Source organism: Rhizobacter sp. P5_C2 (assembly GCF_054049715.1).
In genome coordinates, this window is the sequence record NZ_JBFULV010000013.1 from 47,819 (window position 1) to 65,312 (window position 17,494).

General features: G+C 69.4%; 16 protein-coding genes. 4 read left to right on the forward strand and 12 right to left on the reverse strand.

What is annotated here, in order from left to right:
- Positions 1-90: 90 nt before the first annotated feature.
- The 3 genes from ACXJLU_RS06760 to ACXJLU_RS06770 all read right to left on the reverse strand — a co-directional run bounded on the left by ACXJLU_RS06760 (position 91) and on the right by ACXJLU_RS06770 (position 4,069).
- Positions 91-2,163, reverse strand: a complete 2,073-nt coding sequence (locus tag ACXJLU_RS06760; protein ID WP_457329672.1) for a putative bifunctional diguanylate cyclase/phosphodiesterase — start codon at positions 2,161-2,163, stop codon at positions 91-93.
- Positions 2,160-3,461: a cyclic di-GMP phosphodiesterase gene (locus tag ACXJLU_RS06765; RefSeq protein ID WP_457329673.1), complete on the reverse strand. Its 1,302-nt coding sequence runs from the start codon at positions 3,459-3,461 to the stop codon at positions 2,160-2,162. The genes ACXJLU_RS06760 and ACXJLU_RS06765 overlap by 4 nt, the downstream gene beginning before the upstream one ends.
- A gap of 167 nt (positions 3,462-3,628) precedes the next feature.
- A complete protein-coding gene (locus tag ACXJLU_RS06770) occupies positions 3,629-4,069 on the reverse strand; it encodes an Lrp/AsnC family transcriptional regulator (RefSeq protein WP_457329674.1) in 441 nt (146 codons plus the stop codon).
- 120 nt (positions 4,070-4,189) lie between these two features.
- Between ACXJLU_RS06770 and ACXJLU_RS06775 the strand changes: the two genes are divergently transcribed.
- The 4 genes from ACXJLU_RS06775 to pcaF all read left to right on the forward strand — a co-directional run bounded on the left by ACXJLU_RS06775 (position 4,190) and on the right by pcaF (position 7,945).
- On the forward strand, positions 4,190-5,308 hold the full coding sequence (locus ACXJLU_RS06775) for a saccharopine dehydrogenase family protein (RefSeq protein ID WP_457329675.1): 1,119 nt from the start codon (positions 4,190-4,192) through the stop codon (positions 5,306-5,308).
- An 80-nt stretch (positions 5,309-5,388) separates the two neighbouring features.
- Positions 5,389-6,090 (forward strand): 3-oxoacid CoA-transferase subunit A, encoded by a 702-nt coding sequence (locus ACXJLU_RS06780; protein WP_457329676.1) that lies wholly within the window; start codon positions 5,389-5,391, stop codon positions 6,088-6,090.
- Between the two features lie 5 nt (positions 6,091-6,095).
- The gene (locus tag ACXJLU_RS06785) at positions 6,096-6,731 is read left to right on the forward strand and encodes a 3-oxoacid CoA-transferase subunit B (protein ID WP_457329677.1); all 636 of its coding nucleotides are present in this window, start codon (positions 6,096-6,098) and stop codon (positions 6,729-6,731) included.
- Between the two features lie 11 nt (positions 6,732-6,742).
- Entirely contained in the window at positions 6,743-7,945 is a 1,203-nt protein-coding gene (gene pcaF, locus ACXJLU_RS06790; protein WP_457329678.1) for a 3-oxoadipyl-CoA thiolase, read from the forward strand.
- Between the two features lie 59 nt (positions 7,946-8,004).
- Here the strand turns inward: pcaF and ACXJLU_RS06795 are convergent, their stop codons facing one another.
- The 9 genes from ACXJLU_RS06795 to rhaI all read right to left on the reverse strand — a co-directional run bounded on the left by ACXJLU_RS06795 (position 8,005) and on the right by rhaI (position 17,479).
- Entirely contained in the window at positions 8,005-8,874 is an 870-nt protein-coding gene (locus tag ACXJLU_RS06795) for an EamA family transporter (RefSeq protein WP_457329714.1), read from the reverse strand.
- Positions 8,875-8,882: 8 nt separating this feature from the next.
- Complete coding sequence (locus tag ACXJLU_RS06800) at positions 8,883-9,989, reverse strand: GGDEF domain-containing protein (protein WP_457329679.1); 1,107 nt, start codon at positions 9,987-9,989, stop codon at positions 8,883-8,885.
- Between the two features lie 51 nt (positions 9,990-10,040).
- Entirely contained in the window at positions 10,041-11,327 is a 1,287-nt protein-coding gene (locus tag ACXJLU_RS06805; protein ID WP_457329680.1) for an FGGY-family carbohydrate kinase, read from the reverse strand.
- A 3-nt stretch (positions 11,328-11,330) separates the two neighbouring features.
- The gene (locus tag ACXJLU_RS06810) at positions 11,331-11,645 is read right to left on the reverse strand and encodes an L-rhamnose mutarotase (protein ID WP_457329681.1); all 315 of its coding nucleotides are present in this window, start codon (positions 11,643-11,645) and stop codon (positions 11,331-11,333) included.
- Complete coding sequence (locus ACXJLU_RS06815; protein ID WP_457329682.1) at positions 11,645-12,610, reverse strand: ABC transporter permease; 966 nt, start codon at positions 12,608-12,610, stop codon at positions 11,645-11,647. The genes ACXJLU_RS06810 and ACXJLU_RS06815 overlap by 1 nt, the downstream gene beginning before the upstream one ends.
- The gene (locus ACXJLU_RS06820; protein WP_457329683.1) at positions 12,607-13,590 is read right to left on the reverse strand and encodes an ABC transporter permease; all 984 of its coding nucleotides are present in this window, start codon (positions 13,588-13,590) and stop codon (positions 12,607-12,609) included. Before ACXJLU_RS06820 ends, ACXJLU_RS06815 begins: the two co-directional genes overlap by 4 nt.
- Positions 13,587-15,122 (reverse strand): sugar ABC transporter ATP-binding protein, encoded by a 1,536-nt coding sequence (locus ACXJLU_RS06825; protein ID WP_457329684.1) that lies wholly within the window; start codon positions 15,120-15,122, stop codon positions 13,587-13,589. Before ACXJLU_RS06825 ends, ACXJLU_RS06820 begins: the two co-directional genes overlap by 4 nt.
- A gap of 8 nt (positions 15,123-15,130) precedes the next feature.
- A complete protein-coding gene (rhaS, locus tag ACXJLU_RS06830; RefSeq protein WP_457329715.1) occupies positions 15,131-16,060 on the reverse strand; it encodes a rhamnose ABC transporter substrate-binding protein in 930 nt (309 codons plus the stop codon).
- A 126-nt stretch (positions 16,061-16,186) separates the two neighbouring features.
- Positions 16,187-17,479 carry an L-rhamnose catabolism isomerase gene (gene rhaI, locus ACXJLU_RS06835; RefSeq protein WP_457329685.1) on the reverse strand — a complete coding sequence of 431 codons (1,293 nt, stop codon included), beginning with the start codon at positions 17,477-17,479 and terminating at the stop codon, positions 16,187-16,189.
- Between the last annotated feature and the right edge of the window lie 15 nt (positions 17,480-17,494).

Here is a 17,494-nt window from a genome sequence, read left to right on the forward strand (position 1 = left end):
ATGTAGGGAAAAAAGCAAACGCCCCGGCGGCGTGCGGGCTTTCCGACCCGGCGACCCGGATCGATGTCAGTTCATGTCAAGCGCGACGGATCAGACGGGCTGGACCAGGCGCACGCTCCGGGCCGCCGGCGCGCCGCGACCGACGCGGCCTTCGAAGCTGCCGTGGTCGAGGGCCGGCGCGAACAGGAAGCCCTGGAATTCGTCGCAGCCGGCGTCGTGCAGGAACTGCCGCTGCGCCTCGGTCTCGACGCCCTCGGCGATCACGCGCAGGTTCAACGCCCGGCCGAGCTGGATGATCGCGTTGACGATCGCGACATCGCTGGTGTCGTCCGGCAGGTTCTTGATGAAGCTGCGGTCGATCTTCAGCCGCGCAATCGGGAAGCGCTTCAGGTAGCCCAGGCTCGAATAGCCGGTGCCGAAGTCGTCGATCGCCATCTGCACGCCCAGCTGCTCCAGCGCCTGCAACCGCTGCAGCGCGCCGGCGGCGTCGTGGATCAGGATCGATTCGGTGAGCTCCAGCTCGAGCAGCCGGGCCGGCAGGCTCGCGCCCTTCAGCGCATCGGCCACGTGGTCGATGAAATCGGGCTGCTGGAACTGCAGCGCCGAGACGTTGATCGACACCGGCATCTCCAGCCCGTTGGCGCGCCACGCGGCGGCCTGCCGGACCGCCTGCGCCAGCACCCAGTCGCCGATCGCGATGATGAAGCCGCTCTCTTCGGCCACCGGGATGAACTCGGCGGGCGAGACCTCGCCGAGCACCGGGTCGCGCCAGCGGATCAGCGCCTCGGCACCGATCACCTGGCCGCTCTTCAGGTCGATCTGCGGCTGGTAATGCAGGCGGAACTGGCCGCTCGCGAGCGCCTGGCGCATCGCATGGTCGATCTGCATCGGCGAGTTGTCCGCGCGCCGGCCGGCGTCGCCGCGCGGCTGGTGGAAGCGGAAGCTCGCGCGCCCTGCTTCCTTCACACGGTGCATTGCGGCATCGGCACGGCGCATCAGGTCGTCGGCCGTGTCGCCGTCGGCCGGGCTCTGCGCGATGCCGATGCTGCAGGTGACGGTGAAGCTGACGGTGTCGAGCGTGAACGGCCGCGCCATCGCGTCGATCACGCGGCGCGCGGTGGCCTCGGCCGCCACGGCATCGGCCTGGTGCACCAGCAGCACGAATTCGTCGCCACCCAGCCGCGCGACCGTGTCGACGTTGCGCAGGCTGGCCTTGATGCGGTCGGTCACCTCCAGCAGCACGCGGTCGCCGAAACCCAGGCCGAGCGTGTCGTTGATCTGCTTGAAGCGGTCGATGTTCAGCACCATCAGCGCGAACGGGTTGCCGCCGCGCTGCGCCATCGCGAGCGCGAACTCGATGCGGTCGGCCAGCAGCCGCCGGTTCGGCAGGCCGGTCAGCGCGTCGGTGTGCGACAGCTCCTCGATGCGCGCGCTGGCGGCCAGCTTCTCGGTGATGTCGCGGAACGAGAACACGCGGCCGATCGGGTGGCCGCGGGTGCACTGCGGCAGCGTCAGCCGCTCCAGCACGCGGCCGGAGTGCAGCGTGAAGACGTCGCTGGTCTGCAGCATCGTCGCTTCCTGGATCGCGGCCAAGCGGCGCTCGTAGTCGGCACCGTCGACCACGCTCGCGCGCATCCAGTCGCGCACCGCTGCATCGTCGCGCCGGGCCAGCACTTCTTCGGGCAGGGCCCACAGGCCGGCGAAGCGGTGGTTGAAGCTGCGGATGTGGCCCGACAGGTCGGTCACCAGGATGCCGTCGGCGGTCGATTCGAGCGTCGCGCGCAGTTCGGCCAGGCGGGTCTCGAGCTCTTCTTCGGCGGCGCGCTGCGCGCTGCGGTCGCGGCAGGTCACCAGGAACAGGCCGTCGCCGATGCGGCTCACGCGGCGCGTCACCGGCAGCAGGCGGCCGGAGAAATCGCGCACCAGCGTGTCGGAGACGATCTGGTCGACCAGCCCGGCCGACGCCTCGCTCCAGAACACCAGGTCTTCAGGCGTCGCGCACAGGTCGGTGGCGCCGCGGCCGCACAGCGAGGCGGCCTCGACGCCGAACAGTTCGCCGGCCGCGGCGTTGGCCGCGCGAATTTTCAGGCTGTCGGCGTCCACCAGCCATACCGCCTCGAGCAGGCCATCGATCAGGCCCTGCATCGGGTCGGGGACGGTCATGCAACGGCCTCGGCGTCCGCGGTGTCCGGCACCTGCTCCGGTTCGAAGAAGTAGGCCACGCGGGCGCGCGGCGACAGGTAGATCAGCGAGGCCGTCGGCAGCTGCTGCGGCTTCAGGCTGCGGCGGATGCCCAGGCGCGGGGTCAGCTCGAGGTCGAGCATCAGCGCTTCCTCGCGCGGCACCTTCGGGTCGTGCACCAGCACGCGCGGCTTCAGCGGCCGGGTCGAGTTGACTGACACCACCATCGCGTAGCGGTCGTCGGTCAGCTGCACCGTCGAGCCGGGCGGGTAGACGCCCATCATGCGGATGAAGGCGCCGAGGATCGCGGTGTCGAACTTGGCCTTGCTCTGCGCGAACAGCGTCGACAGCGCCTCGTGCGGCGTCAGCGCGCGCGACGGCACGTGCGGGTTGCACAGGTTGTCGTAGCGGTTCACCAGCGAGACGATGCGCGCGGCGGTCGTCATGCGGTCGCTGTTGAGCTTGAGCGGAAACCCGCTGCCGTCGGCATGCTCGTGGTGCTGCGCGATGACCAGCGTGGCGCCGGGCTGCAGGTCCATCTTCTTGGCCAGCGTCACGCCGTGCGTCACGTGCTCTTGATAGAACTGGGTCTCGGCGTTCGTGAAGTGCTCTTCGCGGTGGCGCACGCGGTCGGGCAGCTCGATCTTGCCGATGTCGTGCAGCAGCGCGCCGACACCCAGGTCCATCATCTCGGGCGACGACAGCCCGAAGGTCTTGCCCATCAGCAGCGAGATCACGGCGACGTTGACCGAATGCATCGACGCCTTGTCGCCGATGCCGTCGCTCAGCAGGCGGATGCACAGGTCTTGCGCCGCGAGCATCTTGTCGACGAAGGCCCGGCTCAGCGCCTCGGTGTTCTCGCGCGCCTGCTGCGGCTTGGCCGTCACCAACTCGAGCGACAGCTTGCAGGCCTTGGTGGCTTCGGCGAACTGGCGCTCGCAGACGGCAAGCGACGCTCGCTCGGCCGCCAGGGCTTCGCGCAGGCGGCGGCGTTCGCTGACTTCAGGGGATTCGGCGGGCGCGACCGGGGCAGCCGGCGGCGCCTGCGCGGCGGGCGCTTCGACCACCGGCGTGGTCACCGGCGGCGGGTCGCTCTTGTCCGGGCTCCAGCGCACGCGCGGCAGCCCGAGGCTGCGGATCGTCGCGATCTGGTCGGCCGTCGTCAGCTTGAAGCTGCTGAGCGGAAACGGGTGCGCCATCCAACCCACGTCGAGATGAACGAACATCCCGACGCGCAGTTCCTGGACCTCGATGACCAATGGGGAGATGGCTTCTTTCATGCGGATGGCGAGCAACCTCGGACCAGGGGTGCGCGCCACGGGGCACGCTTGCAAGGTTTTCGGCGGCTGGGTGCCTTGACTTGAAGTTCATTATCCCGAGGGACACATGTCCTCACACCTGCTAACTCTGACAGGAAACCGCGATTCAGGACCACCGTCCGTGACTTTTACCGCTCTATTCGGGTCGACAGCACGATCGCCGAGGTGGTGCGCTCGACCCCTTCGAGCGCGCCGATGCGGTCGATCAGCGCGTCGAGCTCGCCGATCGACTGCGCCGCGACGATCGCAATGAGGTCGAACGGGCCGCTGACCGAGTGCAGCACCCGCACCTCGGCGATCTTGCGCAGCGCCGCCTCGATCGCGGCGCTCTGGCGCGGCGCCACCGTGATCAGCACGTGGGCGCGCACCAGCGCGGCTTCGAGCTCGTCGGGCACGACGATCGTGTAGCCGGCGACCACCCGCTGCCGCTCCAGCCGTTCGAGCCGGCTCTGCACCGTGGTGCGCGACAGCGCCAGGCGCCGCGCCAGCTCGGCGGTGGAGGCGCGCGCGTTCTCGCGCAGCAGCGCGAGCAGCGCGTGGTCGGTCTTGTCGAGGATGGGTTTGGTCATTTCGTCGAAGTCTGTCGGCGATATGCCGGAATGTGCCCGTCGTTTCGTTGAATTTCAAGCTGCCTTTTGATCGGATGCTTCGGACAATCGCCGTCATTCCCCACAGCATGCGAGGCGGCAATGAAAGACATCCTGGTGATCGGCGGCGGCAAGATCGGCTCCGTGGTGGGGGCCTTGCTGGCCTCGGCGAGTGGTGGCGAGCGCTACACCGTGACGGTGGCAGACCGTTCGGCGGCCCAGCTCACCGACATCGCCAACGAGATGGCCGGCACCCCCGGCCTGTCAACGCTGGTGCTCGACGTGAACGATGCCGAGAAGCTGCGCAGCGCGCTGCGCGGCCGCTTCGCGGTGCTGAGTGCGGCGCCCTACCACCTGACGGCCAAGGTGGCGCAGGCGGCGCGCGACATCGGCGTCCACTACCTCGACCTGACCGAAGACGTGGCCAGCACCCGGCGCATCCGCGAGCTGGCGGTCGGCGCCGGCACGGCCTTCATCCCGCAATGCGGGCTGGCACCCGGCTTCATCTCGATCGTCGCGGCCGACCTGGCGCGCGGCTTCGACACGCTCGACAGCGTGCGCATGCGCGTCGGCGCGCTGCCGGCCTACCCGAGCAATGCGCTGAACTACAACCTGACCTGGAGCACCGAGGGCGTCATCAACGAGTACTGCGAGCCCTGCGAGGCCATCGTCGACGGCGTGAAGCGCGAGGTGCCGGCGCTCGAGGAGCGCGAGGAGTTCTCGCTCGACGGCGTGCTGTACGAGGCCTTCAACACCTCCGGTGGCCTCGGCACGCTGTGCGAGACGCTGGCCGGCAAGGTGCGCACGCTGAACTACCGCACCATCCGCTATCCGGGCCACGCCGCGATCATGAAGGCGCTGCTGCACGACCTGCGGCTGAAGGACCGGCGCGACGTGCTGAAGGACATCCTCGAACAGGCCGTGCCGACGACGATGCAGGACGTGGTGATCGTGTTCGTCACCGTCTCCGGCATGAAGGACGGGCGCCTCGTGCAGAACACCTACGCGCGCAAGACCTACGCGCACGTGCTGGCCGGCAAGCTGCGCAGCGCGATCCAGATCACCACCGCCAGCAGCCTGTGCGCGATCCTCGACATGCTGGCGAACGGCCAGCTGCCGCAGAAGGGTTTCGTGCGGCAGGAAGACGTGCTGCTGGCCGACTTCCTGGCCAACCGCTTCGGCCGCGTCTACGCGATGGACGAGTTGGCGAAGGCAGCCTGACCGCCTTACACTGTTCCCATACAGAACCCGAGTTCGTCAAAAGAACTTTTTGACGAACTCGGGCCGTTGTGAGGAACAGCATGATCAACAAGCTCTGCGATTCGGTGCAGGACGCGCTGGCCGGCGTACCCGACGGCGCGACGGTGATGATCGGCGGCTTCGGCGGTGCCGGCCAGCCGGGCGAGCTGATCGACGCGCTGATCGCGCAGGGTGCGCGCGACCTGACCATCGTCAACAACAACGCCGGCAACGGCGAGACCGGCCTGGCCGCGCTGCTCGCGACCGGCCGCGTGCGCAAGATCATCTGCAGCTTTCCGCGCCAGGTCGATTCGCAGGTGTTCGACGGCCTGTACCGCAGCGGCCGCCTCGAGCTGGAACTGGTACCGCAGGGCAACCTGGCCGAGCGCATCCGCGCGTCGGGCGCCGGCATCGGCGGCTTCTTCACCCCCACCGGCTACGGCACCGAGCTCGCGCGCGGCAAGGAAACGCGCGAGATCGACGGTCGCATGTACGTGCTCGAGTCGCCGATCCATGCGGACGTGGCGCTGATCAAGGCCGAGCGCGGCGACCGCTGGGGCAACCTGGTCTACCGCAAGACCGCGCGCAACTTCGGGCCGATCATGGCGATGGCGGCCAAGCTGAGCATCGCGTCGGTGCACGAGGTGGTGGCGCTCGGTGAACTCGACCCGGAGCACATCGTGACGCCGGGCATCTTCGTGCAGCGCGTCGTGCAGGTGCCGCGCAGCAGCACCGGCCCGGCCGGCTTCAAGCAGGCGGCGTGATGGCGATGCAACGACTCAACCGAGACCAGATGGCCGCCCGCGTCGCGCGCGACATCCCCGAAGGCGCGTACGTGAACCTCGGCATCGGCCTGCCGACGCTGGTGGCCAACCACCTGCCGCGCGAGCGCGAGATCTTCCTGCACAGCGAGAACGGCCTGCTCGGCATGGGCCCGGCGCCGGCCGCGGGCGACGAGGACTACGACCTGATCAATGCCGGCAAGCAGCCGGTGACGCTGCTGGCCGGCGGCGCGTTCTTCCACCATGCCGACAGCTTCGCGATGATGCGCGGCGGCCACCTCGACATCTGCGTGCTCGGCGCGTTCCAGGTGTCGGCGCGCGGCGACCTGGCCAACTGGCACACCGGCGCGCCGGATGCGATCCCCGCGGTCGGCGGCGCGATGGACCTGGCGATCGGCGCGAAGCGGACCTTCGTGATGATGGAGCACCTGACCAAGGCCGGCGAGAGCAAGATCGTCGCCGAGTGCAGCTACCCGCTGACCGGCGTGGCCTGCGTGAGCCGCATCTACACCGACCTGGCTGTCATCGACGTGACGGCCGCCGGGCTGAAAGTGGTGGAGACTTTCCACGGCCTGCCCTTCGATGAACTGCAGCGGTTGAGCGGCCTGCCGCTGATCGCCTGAGAGATTCCGCCATGACACAAGCCTTCATCTGCGATGCGATCCGCACGCCCTTCGGCCGCTACGGCGGTGCGCTGTCATCGGTGCGCACCGACGACCTGGGCGCGATCCCGCTGAAGGCGCTGATGGCGCGCAACGCCGGCGTCGATTGGGAGGCGATCGACGACGTGCTGTTCGGCTGCGCGAACCAGGCCGGCGAGGACAACCGCAACGTCGCGCGCATGTCGGCGCTGCTGGCCGGCCTGCCGATCGGCGTGCCGGGCATGACGATCAACCGGCTGTGCGGCTCGGGCATGGATGCGGTGGGCAGCGCGGCGCGCGCGATCCGCAGCGGCGAGGCCGGGCTGATGATCGCCGGCGGTGTCGAAAGCATGAGCCGCGCGCCCTTCGTGATGCCGAAGGCCGAGAGCGCGTTCAGCCGCAGCACCGCGATCCACGACACGACGATCGGCTGGCGCTTCGTCAACAAGCTGATGAAGGAGATGCACGGCGTCGACTCGATGCCGGAGACGGCCGAGAACGTGGCGGCCGATTTCGGCATCGCGCGCGACGCGCAGGACCGGATGGCGCTCGCGTCGCAGCTGAAGGCCGTCGCGGCGCAGAAGGCCGGCTTCTTCGACGCCGAAATCACGCCGGTGACGATCGCGCAGAAGAAGGGCGATGCGCTCGTCGTGACGCAGGACGAGCACCCGCGCGAGACCTCGCTCGAAGCGCTGGCGAAGCTGAAGGGCGTGGTGCGTCCGGACGGCACGGTGACGGCCGGCAATGCCTCCGGCGTGAACGACGGGGCCTGCGCGCTGCTGCTCGCGAGCGAGGCAGTAGCGGCACGCCATGGCCTGACGCCGCGGGCCCGCGTGCTCGGCATGGCGACGGCCGGCGTACCGCCGCGCATCATGGGCATGGGCCCGGCACCGGCGACGCGGCGCGTGCTGGCGCTGACCGGGCTGCGGCTCGACCAGATCGACGTGATCGAGCTGAACGAGGCGTTCGCGGCGCAGGGCCTCGCGGTGCTGCGCGACCTCGGGCTGCAGGACGACGATGCGCGCGTCAACCCGAACGGCGGCGCGATCGCGCTCGGCCACCCGCTCGGCGCGAGCGGTGCGCGGCTGGTGACGACCGCGGTGAACCAGCTGCACCGCAGCGGCGGCCGCTACGCGCTGTGCACGATGTGCATCGGGGTCGGCCAGGGCATTGCGGTGGTGGTCGAGCGGGTCTGAGCCACATCCGTTCACCCTGAGCCTGTCGAAGGACCCTGCTCAGGGCGAACGGAAGTCTGCTATCCGGCGGGCCGCAGGCGCGGCCACAGCAGGTTCAGCGCCAAGCCCGCCATCACCAGCCCGGCGGCGACCAGCTTCCACGCCGGCAGCGATTCACCGAGCCACCACGACGACGCGGCCATGCCGAACACCGGCACCAGCAGCGCCATCGGCGTGATGGTCGCGGCCGGGTGGCGCGCCAGCAGCCAGCCCCAGGCGGCGTAGCCGAACAGCGTGTTGCCGACCGATTGCCACAGCACCGAGGCCCAGGTCACCGCGTCGGCCTGGCGCAGGCCCGCCTCGATCGCGGCGCCGCCTTCGAACCACCACGACAGCATGAACAGCGGCGGCACCGCGAACGCGCTGGTCCACACCACGTAGGCCAGCATGTTCACGCGGCCCGCGGCGCGGCTGACGATGTTGCCGCCGGCCCACGACAGCGCGGCGAACAGCACCATCAGCACGCCAGCCACCGTGGTGTCGCCGCCGGTGTGCGAACCGATCACGACGATGCCGGCCACCGCCAGCCCCAGCGCGACCCACTGGAACGGCCGCACCACCTCGCCGCTGCCGCGCATCGCGAGGCCGATCGTGAAGAACACCTGCGTCTGCACGACCAGCGACGCGAGCCCCGGCGTGATGTGCCCGCGCATCGCGAGGTACAGCACGCCGAACTGCCCGACGCCGATCAGCAATCCATACGCCGCCAGGTTGCGCCACGGCACGGCCGGGCGCGGCAGGAAGAACACGGCAGGCAGCAAGGCGAACGTGAAGCGCAACGCGGCGAACAGCAGCGGCGGCAGGTGCGTGAGGCCGAGCTTGATGACGACGAAGTTGGTGCCCCAGACCGCCACGACCAGCACCGCGAGGAAGAAATGCCGCGCCGGCAGCGGCGCACTCATGCGAGCACCACGCGGTTGCGCCCTGCTCCCTTGGCCGCACGCAAGGCCTGGTCGGCCCGCGCAATCGTGTCGGCCACCGATTCGCCGGCCCGGTGCTCGGTGACGCCGGCCGAGAAGCTGACGTGGATCGGCGGCCCTTGCGCGTCGATCTGCATCGCGAAGATGCGTTCGCGCAGCCGCTCGAGCCCGAGCCGTGCGAGCGAGGCCCGGGTGTCCGACAGCAGCAGCAGGAACTGTTCGCCCTGCCAGCGCCCGAGCAGGTCGGAGATGCGGATCACGTTCAGCGCTTCTCGGGCGAAGCGCTTCAGCAATCGGTCGCCGAACTCATGGCCTTGCTGGTCGTTGATCTTGCGAAAGCCGTCGAGGTCGATCATCGCGAGGCAGAAGGTGTAGCCGGAGCGCACGCCGCGCTGGCGCTCCTGCTCCATCAGCTCCTGCATGTGGCGCCGGTTGATCAGCCCGGTCATCTCGTCGCGGGTGGCCAGGTCCTGGATGCGCGCGAGCGCCGTCGACAACTCCTTCTTCTGCCGCCGCATGCGTTCGCGCAGCCGGCTGAGCTGCCCGGCCAGCACCGCAATCGCCGGCACCATGATCGCGATCATGATGAAGTGCCCCCACTCGACGGCCGGTTCGTAGGTGGCCGGGTCGTGCCAGGCCATCGCGGCCATCGTCACGCCGAACAGCGCGACCGCGAACAGCGCGATGCGCATCACCTGGGCCGGCGGCAATGCATACATGCTGAACATGAAGATCACCATCAGGATCGGAAAGGCCCCTCCGCGGCCCGCACCGGCCAGCGCGTAGCCGCCGGCGCCGCAAACGATCGCGAACACCATCTGCGGCCGCGTCAGCGCCGGATCCGGCAGCTTCAGGTTCAGGCCGCTGCGGATCACGCCGAAGAAGACCGCGAAGCCGCCGGCGAGCACCACGCTCCACAGCGCGACAGGCCAGGCGGGCGCGAGGCCGGCGAGCACGAGGTACTGCATGTTGAGCACGCTGCCGAGCACCAGCAGCATCGCGACGCCGCATTGCACGAGCCGCAAGCGCTGCTTGGGTTCGGTGCCGAAAACACGGTCGGCAAGGGAAACGAGGACGGTCCGCACGGGGCGAGAGGTTAGCAGCCTCGCGGCCCCTGGCCGCGCAATGTCAGGGGTTCAATCGTTCCAGCGGGTTAACGCCAGGGCACCCAGCACCGTGCCATCGATCGCGGCATCGCCGACCTGGCAGCGGTGGCCAGGCAGCGATTGCGCGAGCAGCGCGAGGTAGGCGGCATTGCGGGCGAGCGGGCCTTCGACGACGACCGGCGACGGGCCGGACAGGGCCTGCACACGCTCGGCGGTCATCGTGGCGCAGTACCGGGCGGCGAGGGTTGCACGCTGCGACGGCGTGAGCCGCTGCGCGGCCTGCGCGGTGATGTCGTCGCCGTGGCAGACGATGCGCGGCCCGCCGCCATCGGCCGAGGCCACAGCCTGAATGCCGGCCTCGGCCAGCGCGGGCAGGCACGCGAGATCGGCCGCATCGGGATCGGCACCGGCACACAGCGCCGCATGGTCCCGCCCGCCCATGAAGCGCGCCGTCGGCACCAGGTCCTGCGCGACCGACACATTGGCGAGCATGTCCGCCGACAGGTCCAGCCGATCGACGGCGCCACCGCAAGCCATCACCACGGTCCAGGTGCCCGAGGTCACCAGCGTCATCGCGGGCGAGCGCCGCAGGTGGCGCGCGAGGCAGGCGTTGCTGTCGTGCACGCCGGCATGCACGCGGAAGTCGACCGGCAGGCCGAGGCTTTTCGCGAGCTCGGGGCGCACCGACCCGAGCTCGTCCCATGCAGACCGCAGCGGCGCGAAGCGCCGATCCCAGCCTTCGGCTCGCGCGAGGCGCGACCAGCTGCGCGCGACCGGCGCCCACAGATGCGTGTGGCACCCCAACGAACTCGCCTCGCTCGCCGCGACGCCGCTCAAGCGCCAGGCCCAGTACTGCGGGTACGGCAGCAGCGTGCTCGCGCGGGCAAAGTCACTCGCGCACTCACGCGACAGCCAGTACCAGGGCCGCGCCGCATTGAGCCCCATCGGCAGGTGCGGCGACAGCGTCTCACGCAGGTCACCGACGGCATCCGCATAGGCATCCCGCTGATCCGCATAGGCATCGAACTCGTAGTCGACGATCGGTAGCACGAGCCCATTCGCATCGATCGCGGCGAAGGCAGCGCCATGGGTGCTGGTGATGATGCGATCGACGTGGAACTCCACCGCCAGCGACGCGAGGCTCTCCCACAGCCAGGCTTCGATGCCATCGGTGTCGAGGGCCGCGTAGCCGGCGGGGCTTGGGACGCTCGCGTTGTCGCGTGTCCGGACGGCGAGGACGTGGTCGCTCGCGTCGAGGGCGCACAGCTTGACGTGGGTCTTGCCGACGTCGAGCACGACGGTGGCTACTTGCTTCATCTGTCAGTCGAGATGAAACATCGGCTGCAAAGCCACGACCTGAGGCGCCAGTGAAGGCTCGACCTCCATCAGCCCCGCCATCTCCGCCCACCACCGCTTCATCACTGGATGCGACGGCAACTCATCCATCCGATGATCGACCGGACGACGCAGCACCGCGAACAACGCGAGGCTCTCCTCGTCGAGAAAGATGCTGTAGTCGCGCACGCCGGCCTCGTGCAGCAGGCTCGCGAGTTCCGGCCACAGCGCATCGTGCCGGCGCTTGTACTCGGCCGCGCAACCCGGCTTCAATCGCATCCGGAACGCGACCTGCTCCATCACAGCAGCACCCGCGGACCGCGCAGCAGCCGCGGCAACACCATCGAGACGATCAGCAGGATGCCGACGATCATCGCCATCACGATGCCCGAGATATTCGCCATGCCGAGCGCGAAGGTGAACAGGCCCAACAACAGCGACGCCAGCAACACGCCGACGATGCTGCCGCGCCCGCCCTCGATCGCGACACCGCCGAGGATCACCATCGTCACCGCGTCCAGCTCCCAGCCGAGCGCGATGTTCGGGCGCGTGCTGCCGATGCGCCCGGTCAGCAGCACCGCTGCCAGCGCCGCCATCAGCCCGGCGAACACGAACAGCGCGAAGCGGTGGCGGTCGACCTCGATGCCCGAGAAACGCGAGGCGATCGGGTTCGCACCGATCGCCACCAGCCGGCGGCCGGTCACGGTGCGGTGCAGCAGCACGCCGACGAACACCGCCATCAACAGCAGGATCGCGAACTCGATCGGCACGATCAGCCAGGGCAGGCCGACCAGGTCGCCGAGGTAGCCGTTGCCGAGCACCGACAGCGCTTCGGGGTAGCCGGTGATCGCCTGGTCGCCCAGCACCACCAGCGCGATCCCGCGGTACAGCGACAGGCTGCCGATGGTGACGACGATCGACGGCAAGCGGTAAGCAGTGACGAGCCAGCCGTTCAGCGCGCCGGCCGCGGCGCCGGTGCCGAACGCAGCCAGCAGCATCAGCGGCAAGCCCGCGCCGGCCTTCATCGCGAAGCCCATCGCCAGCGAGCACAGCGACAGCGTCGCGGCGATCGACAGATCGATCTCGCCGGCCATGATCAGCAGCGCCATCGCGAGTGCCAGCAAGCCCTTCTCGCTGAAGTTGAACGTGCTGTCGGCCAGCGCGTAGGGCGACATGAAGCCATCGATGCCGAAGCCGAAGCCGGCCAGCAGCAGCACCAGCAGCGCGAGCAGCATGCGTTCCCACAGTCCGAAAGCCTTGGTCATGCCGGCACCTCTCGTCGTTCCAGAATCTGCCGACCGCTGCGCCTTTGCGCACCGGCATTCACCGCCACCGACACCAGGATCACGAGGCCGGCGATCGCCTGCTGCCAGAACGGCGACACCTGGATCACCGGCAACGCGCCGTTGACGACGCCGATGAACAGCACGCCGAGCACCGCGCCCGCCACGCTGCCGACCCCGCCGCCGATGCTGACGCCGCCGATCACGCAGGCGGCGATCACCGTCAGTTCATAGCCGGCCGCGAGCTCGGTGAACGCGATCGCATAACGGCCCACCCACAACAGCCCCGCCAGCCCGGCCAGCGCGCCCGACACCGCGTAGACCAGCAGCAGGCGCCGCCGCAACGGGATGCCGACGTACGCCGCCGCGGTCGGGTTGCCGCCGAGCGCATACAGCTCGCGCCCCTCGCGGCGCCAACGCAGGAACACCGCCATCGCCAGCACCACCGCCGCGGCGATCCACACCAGCGCCGGTAGCCCCAGCCATTGCTCGCGCGGCAGGCCCTTGATCACCGGATGGATCTGGTGGTCGGAGATCCACGCCCCCTGGCTCGCGACGAAGATCGCGCCGCGGTAGGCCGACAAGGTGCCCAGCGTCACGACGATCGGCGGCAGCTCGAAGAACGTGATCAGCCAGCCGTTGACGAGGCCGAGCAGCGTGCCGATCGCGATCGCCAGCAGCACCAGCGGCACCACCCCGAGCTGCGGCAGCGCGCGGCCGGCCAGCGCGCACAGCATGCCGGTCAGCGCCAGGTTGGACGCGGCCGACAGGTCGACACCGCGCGTCAGCAGCACCAGCATCTGCCCCATCACCAGGATCGCGAGGATCGCCGAATCGTTCGCGACGTCGAGCGCGTTGTGCCAGGTCAGGAACACCGGCGCACGCGCACCGACCGCCAGCGCGATCGCGATGATGATCGCCAGCAGCGCGATCTCGCGGTACCGGTCCTTCAGGCCCTTCATGCCGCCAGCTCCCGCAGTTCGAGCGGCGCCTGCGGACGCGGTGGCGCGGCCAGGCCCGACGCGGCCGCGACGACGGCCTCGGCTTCCGCACCGTCGCGCGCGAACTCCGCCACCTGCCGGCCGCGCCGCATCACGATCACGCGGTGCGCGAGGTTCATCACCTCCGGCAGCTCCGACGACACCAGGATCACCGCCAGCCCCTGCGCCACCATCTCGCCGATCAGTTGATAAACCGCCTGCTTCGCGCCGACGTCGATGCCCTTGGTCGGCTCGTCGAGGATCACGATGCGCGGGTCCAGCCCCAGCCACTTCGCGATCACCACCTTCTGCTGGTTGCCGCCCGACAGCCCCGCCATCGGCGTGTGCGGCGAACCGGTCTTGATCTGCAGCCGCTCGATCATCCGCCCGCACAGCGCCGATTCGCGCAGCGCCGACAGCCACGGCCCGCGCGCAAAGCGCGACAGCCCCGCCAGGCTGATGTTGTGCTGCACCGAGAAGCTCAGGATGCCGCCCTGGCGCTGCCGCTCTTCGGGCACGTAGGCGATGCCGGCCGCGATCGCGTCGCCGGCCCGGCCCGGCTTGAAGCGCTTGCCGTCGATCTCGAACTCGCCGCGCGCGTCGGCGTTCAGGCCCATCAGCGCGAGCATCGCCTCGCTGCGGCCCGAACCGACCAGGCCGTAGAAGCCGAGGATCTCGCCGCGCCGCAGCTCGAACGACAGCCCGTCGAACTCGCTCGGGTGCGACAGCCCGCGCACCCGCAGCACCACCTCGCCGGGTGGTGCGGCCGGGGCCGGGTAGATCTGCTCGATCGCGCGGCCGGCCATCAGCTTCACCAGCTCGCGCTCCTCGGCCTGCGCGATCGCACCGCACCCCACCGACGCGCCGTCGCGCAGCACCAGGTAGCGGTCGGCCACCGCGAAGATCTCGTCGAACTTGTGGGTGATGAAGATCACGCCGACGCCCTGCTCGCGCAGCGTGCGCACCAGGCCGTAGAAATCGCGGATCTCCTGCTGCGACAACGCGGCCGTCGGTTCGTCGAGGATCACGACCGAGGCCCGCTGCGACAGCGCTCGGGCGATCTCCACCAGGTGCCGCTCGGCCAGGCTCAGGTCCTTGACGAGCGCGCCCGGCGCGAAGCGCGCACCGATCTTCGCGAGCACCTGCGCCGCCTGCGCCTGCATCGCGGGCCAGTCGATGAAGGGCCCGCGCTGCAGGTGCCGGCCGATGAAGATGTTCTCGGCCACCGACAGCTCGTCGAACATCACCGTCTCCTGGTGGACGGCGACGATGCCGGCGGCCTGCGAGGCCTGCGCATGCGCGAAGCGCAGCGGCCGGCCGTCGAGCTCGATCGCGCCCTCGTCCGGCTGCACCACGCCGGTCAGGATCTTCACCAGCGTCGACTTGCCGGCGCCGTTCTCGCCGACCAGCGCGAGCACCTCGCCGCGCTGCAGCTCGAGGTCGACGCCGCGCAATGCGTGCGTCGCCCCGTAGCGCTTGTGGATGCCACGCAGGCGCAGCAGGGGTTCGCTCATCGGACGGCTCAGAAGAATTTCGCGAATTTCTCGACGTTGCCCGCGTCATAGGTGAACGGTTCGGCCATCGCCGCCTCGTTGTTCGCGTCCAGCGCGACCGTGCCGACCCGGCCCAGCGACACCTTCTCGCCCGCCACGCCCTTGGCCTTGCCGTGCACGAACTGGTGCGCCGCATACACCGCCGAGTAGCCGAGGTCGATCGGGTTCCAGATCGCGAACGACTTCACCGCGCCGCTCTTCACGTGGCCGGCCATCTCCGACGGCAGCCCGAGCCCGGTGACGAACAGCGTGCCGACCTTCTTCTCGTCCTGCACCGCCTTGGCCGCGGCCGCGACGCCGACGGTGGTCGGCGCGACGATCGCCTTCAGGTTCGGGTAGCTCTTGAACAGGCCCTGCGCCTCGCGGTAGCTCTTGTCGGTCTGGTCGTCGCCGTAGACCACGCTGACCAGCTTCAGCCCGGTGTACGGCGGCTTCGCGAGCACCTTCTTCATCTCGTCGATCCAGATGTTCTGGTTGGTGGCCTGCGCGGTCGCCGACAGCACCGCGATCTCGCCGCTGGCGCCGATCGCGTCCTGCGTCATCTTGACGAGCTTCTCGCCGATCAGCGCGTTCGACGACGGGTTCAGGTGCATCAGCCTGCCATCCTTGCGCACGCCGGAATCGAAGGACACCACCTTGATGCCGCGCGCCATCGCCTTCTTCAGCGCCGGTACCAGCGCGTCGGGGTCGTTCGCCGAGATCACGATCGCCTTCACGTTCTGCGCGATCAGCGAGTTGATGATCTCGATCTGCCCTTCGGCCGTCGCCTTGGCCGGGCCGGTGTAGATGATCTCGACGTCCTTCAGCTCCTTGGCCGCTTCCTGCGCGCCCTGGTTGGCGGCATCGAAGAAGCCGTTGCCCAGGCTCTTGACGACCAGCGCGATCTTGTCGGCGGCCATCGCGCCAGGGGCGAAAGCCGCGCACACCAGCGCGGCCAGCAACACTTGCAGAGGTTTCTTCACGGGTTTGTCTCCTGATTGGTTTTTGAACTGACGGGGAACGTGAAACGTGGAATCGAAAAAGCGTCAGACGATGCCGCTGCTCGGGCCCGACGCGGGCCGGGCCTCGGCGACGCGGGCGCGGTAGCCGCTCGCGCGGTACGCCGCCACCGGCTCGATCGCGCCGCCGGCCTCCAGCCGCACGCGCTGCAGGATGGGCGTCACGTCGGTCTGGTAGGCCTGCTTCAGCGACTGCGCGGCCATCAGCGCGTCGTTGCCGTCCTGGTAGGCCGCCAAGGCCTTGCGGTCGACGATCAACGCTTGCGCATAGCAGCGCTGCACCGTGCCGGCGCTGGTCATCAGGCTCTCGATCGGGTCGGTGACGTTGTGCGACTGGTCCAGCATGTAGGCCGGCGCGAAATCGGGCGCGCCGGATTGCGCGGCATCGACCAGCTCGTTGAACACCAGGAACAGCTGGAACGGGTTGATGCTGCCGCTGTCGAGGTCGTCGTCGCCGTACTTGCTGTCGTTGAAGTGGAAGCCGGCCAGCTTGCGGGCATGCACCAGCCGCGCGACGATCATCTCGATGTTGACGTTCGGCGCGTGGTGGCCCAGGTCGACCAGGCAGCGCGCCCGGTCGCCCAGCGACTGCGCGGCCAGCAGGCTCGAGCCCCAGTCCTGGATCACCGTCGCATAGAACGCCGGCTCGAACATCTTGTGCTCGAGGAACATGTGCCAGTCGATCGGCAGCCCGGCGTAGATGCGCCGCGTGCTGTCGAGGTAGCGCTCGAAGCTGCGCCGGAAATGCTGCTGGCCGGGGAAGTTCGCGCCGTCGCCGATCCACACCGTGATCGCGCGGCTGCCGAGCTGGCGGCCGATCTCGATCACCTCGAGGTTGTGCGCGATCGCCTGCGCCCGCACCGCGGCATCGCTGTGCGTCAGGCTGCCGAACTTGTAGCTCAGCGGCTGGCCCTTCTGGTCGGAGAAGGTGTTGGAGTTGACCGCGTCGAACGCGAGGCCGCGCATCGCCGCATGCTCGCGCAGCTCGCTGTAGTCGCTGCACTTGTCCCACGGGAAGTGCGGCGAGACGGTCGGCGTGCAGCGCGCGAGCTGCTGGATCACGCTGCAGTCCTCGATCTTGTCGAACACGTCGCGCGGCTCGCCGGCGCCGGGAAAGCGCGCGAAGCGCGTGCCGCCGGTGCCGACGCCCCACGACGGCACCGCGACCGCGAACTCGGCCACCTGGCGGCGCACCGCGTCGATGTCGACATCGCGGCGCGCGAGTTGCGCACCGAGCACGTCGTAGTCGTCGCGCACGCGCGCAGCCAGGGGAGCGTTCTGCGATTCGATCAGGCTGGTGGCGATCAACTGGCTCGGCATGGCGGTCTCCTTGGA

Coding starts and splice junctions, on each gene's coding strand:
- ACXJLU_RS06760 (WP_457329672.1), bottom strand. CDS start 2,163: ATGACCGTCCCCGACCCGATGCAGGGCCTGATCGATGGCCTGCTCGAG.
- ACXJLU_RS06765 (WP_457329673.1), bottom strand. CDS start 3,461: ATGAAAGAAGCCATCTCCCCATTGGTCATCGAGGTCCAGGAACTGCGC.
- ACXJLU_RS06770 (WP_457329674.1), bottom strand. CDS start 4,069: ATGACCAAACCCATCCTCGACAAGACCGACCACGCGCTGCTCGCGCTG.
- ACXJLU_RS06775 (WP_457329675.1), top strand. CDS start 4,190: ATGAAAGACATCCTGGTGATCGGCGGCGGCAAGATCGGCTCCGTGGTG.
- ACXJLU_RS06780 (WP_457329676.1), top strand. CDS start 5,389: ATGATCAACAAGCTCTGCGATTCGGTGCAGGACGCGCTGGCCGGCGTA.
- ACXJLU_RS06785 (WP_457329677.1), top strand. CDS start 6,096: ATGCAACGACTCAACCGAGACCAGATGGCCGCCCGCGTCGCGCGCGAC.
- pcaF (WP_457329678.1), top strand. CDS start 6,743: ATGACACAAGCCTTCATCTGCGATGCGATCCGCACGCCCTTCGGCCGC.
- ACXJLU_RS06805 (WP_457329680.1), bottom strand. CDS start 11,327: ATGAAGCAAGTAGCCACCGTCGTGCTCGACGTCGGCAAGACCCACGTC.
- ACXJLU_RS06810 (WP_457329681.1), bottom strand. CDS start 11,645: ATGGAGCAGGTCGCGTTCCGGATGCGATTGAAGCCGGGTTGCGCGGCC.
- ACXJLU_RS06815 (WP_457329682.1), bottom strand. CDS start 12,610: ATGACCAAGGCTTTCGGACTGTGGGAACGCATGCTGCTCGCGCTGCTG.
- ACXJLU_RS06820 (WP_457329683.1), bottom strand. CDS start 13,590: ATGAAGGGCCTGAAGGACCGGTACCGCGAGATCGCGCTGCTGGCGATC.
- ACXJLU_RS06825 (WP_457329684.1), bottom strand. CDS start 15,122: ATGAGCGAACCCCTGCTGCGCCTGCGTGGCATCCACAAGCGCTACGGG.
- rhaS (WP_457329715.1), bottom strand. CDS start 16,060: ATGGCCGCCGACAAGATCGCGCTGGTCGTCAAGAGCCTGGGCAACGGC.
- rhaI (WP_457329685.1), bottom strand. CDS start 17,479: ATGCCGAGCCAGTTGATCGCCACCAGCCTGATCGAATCGCAGAACGCT.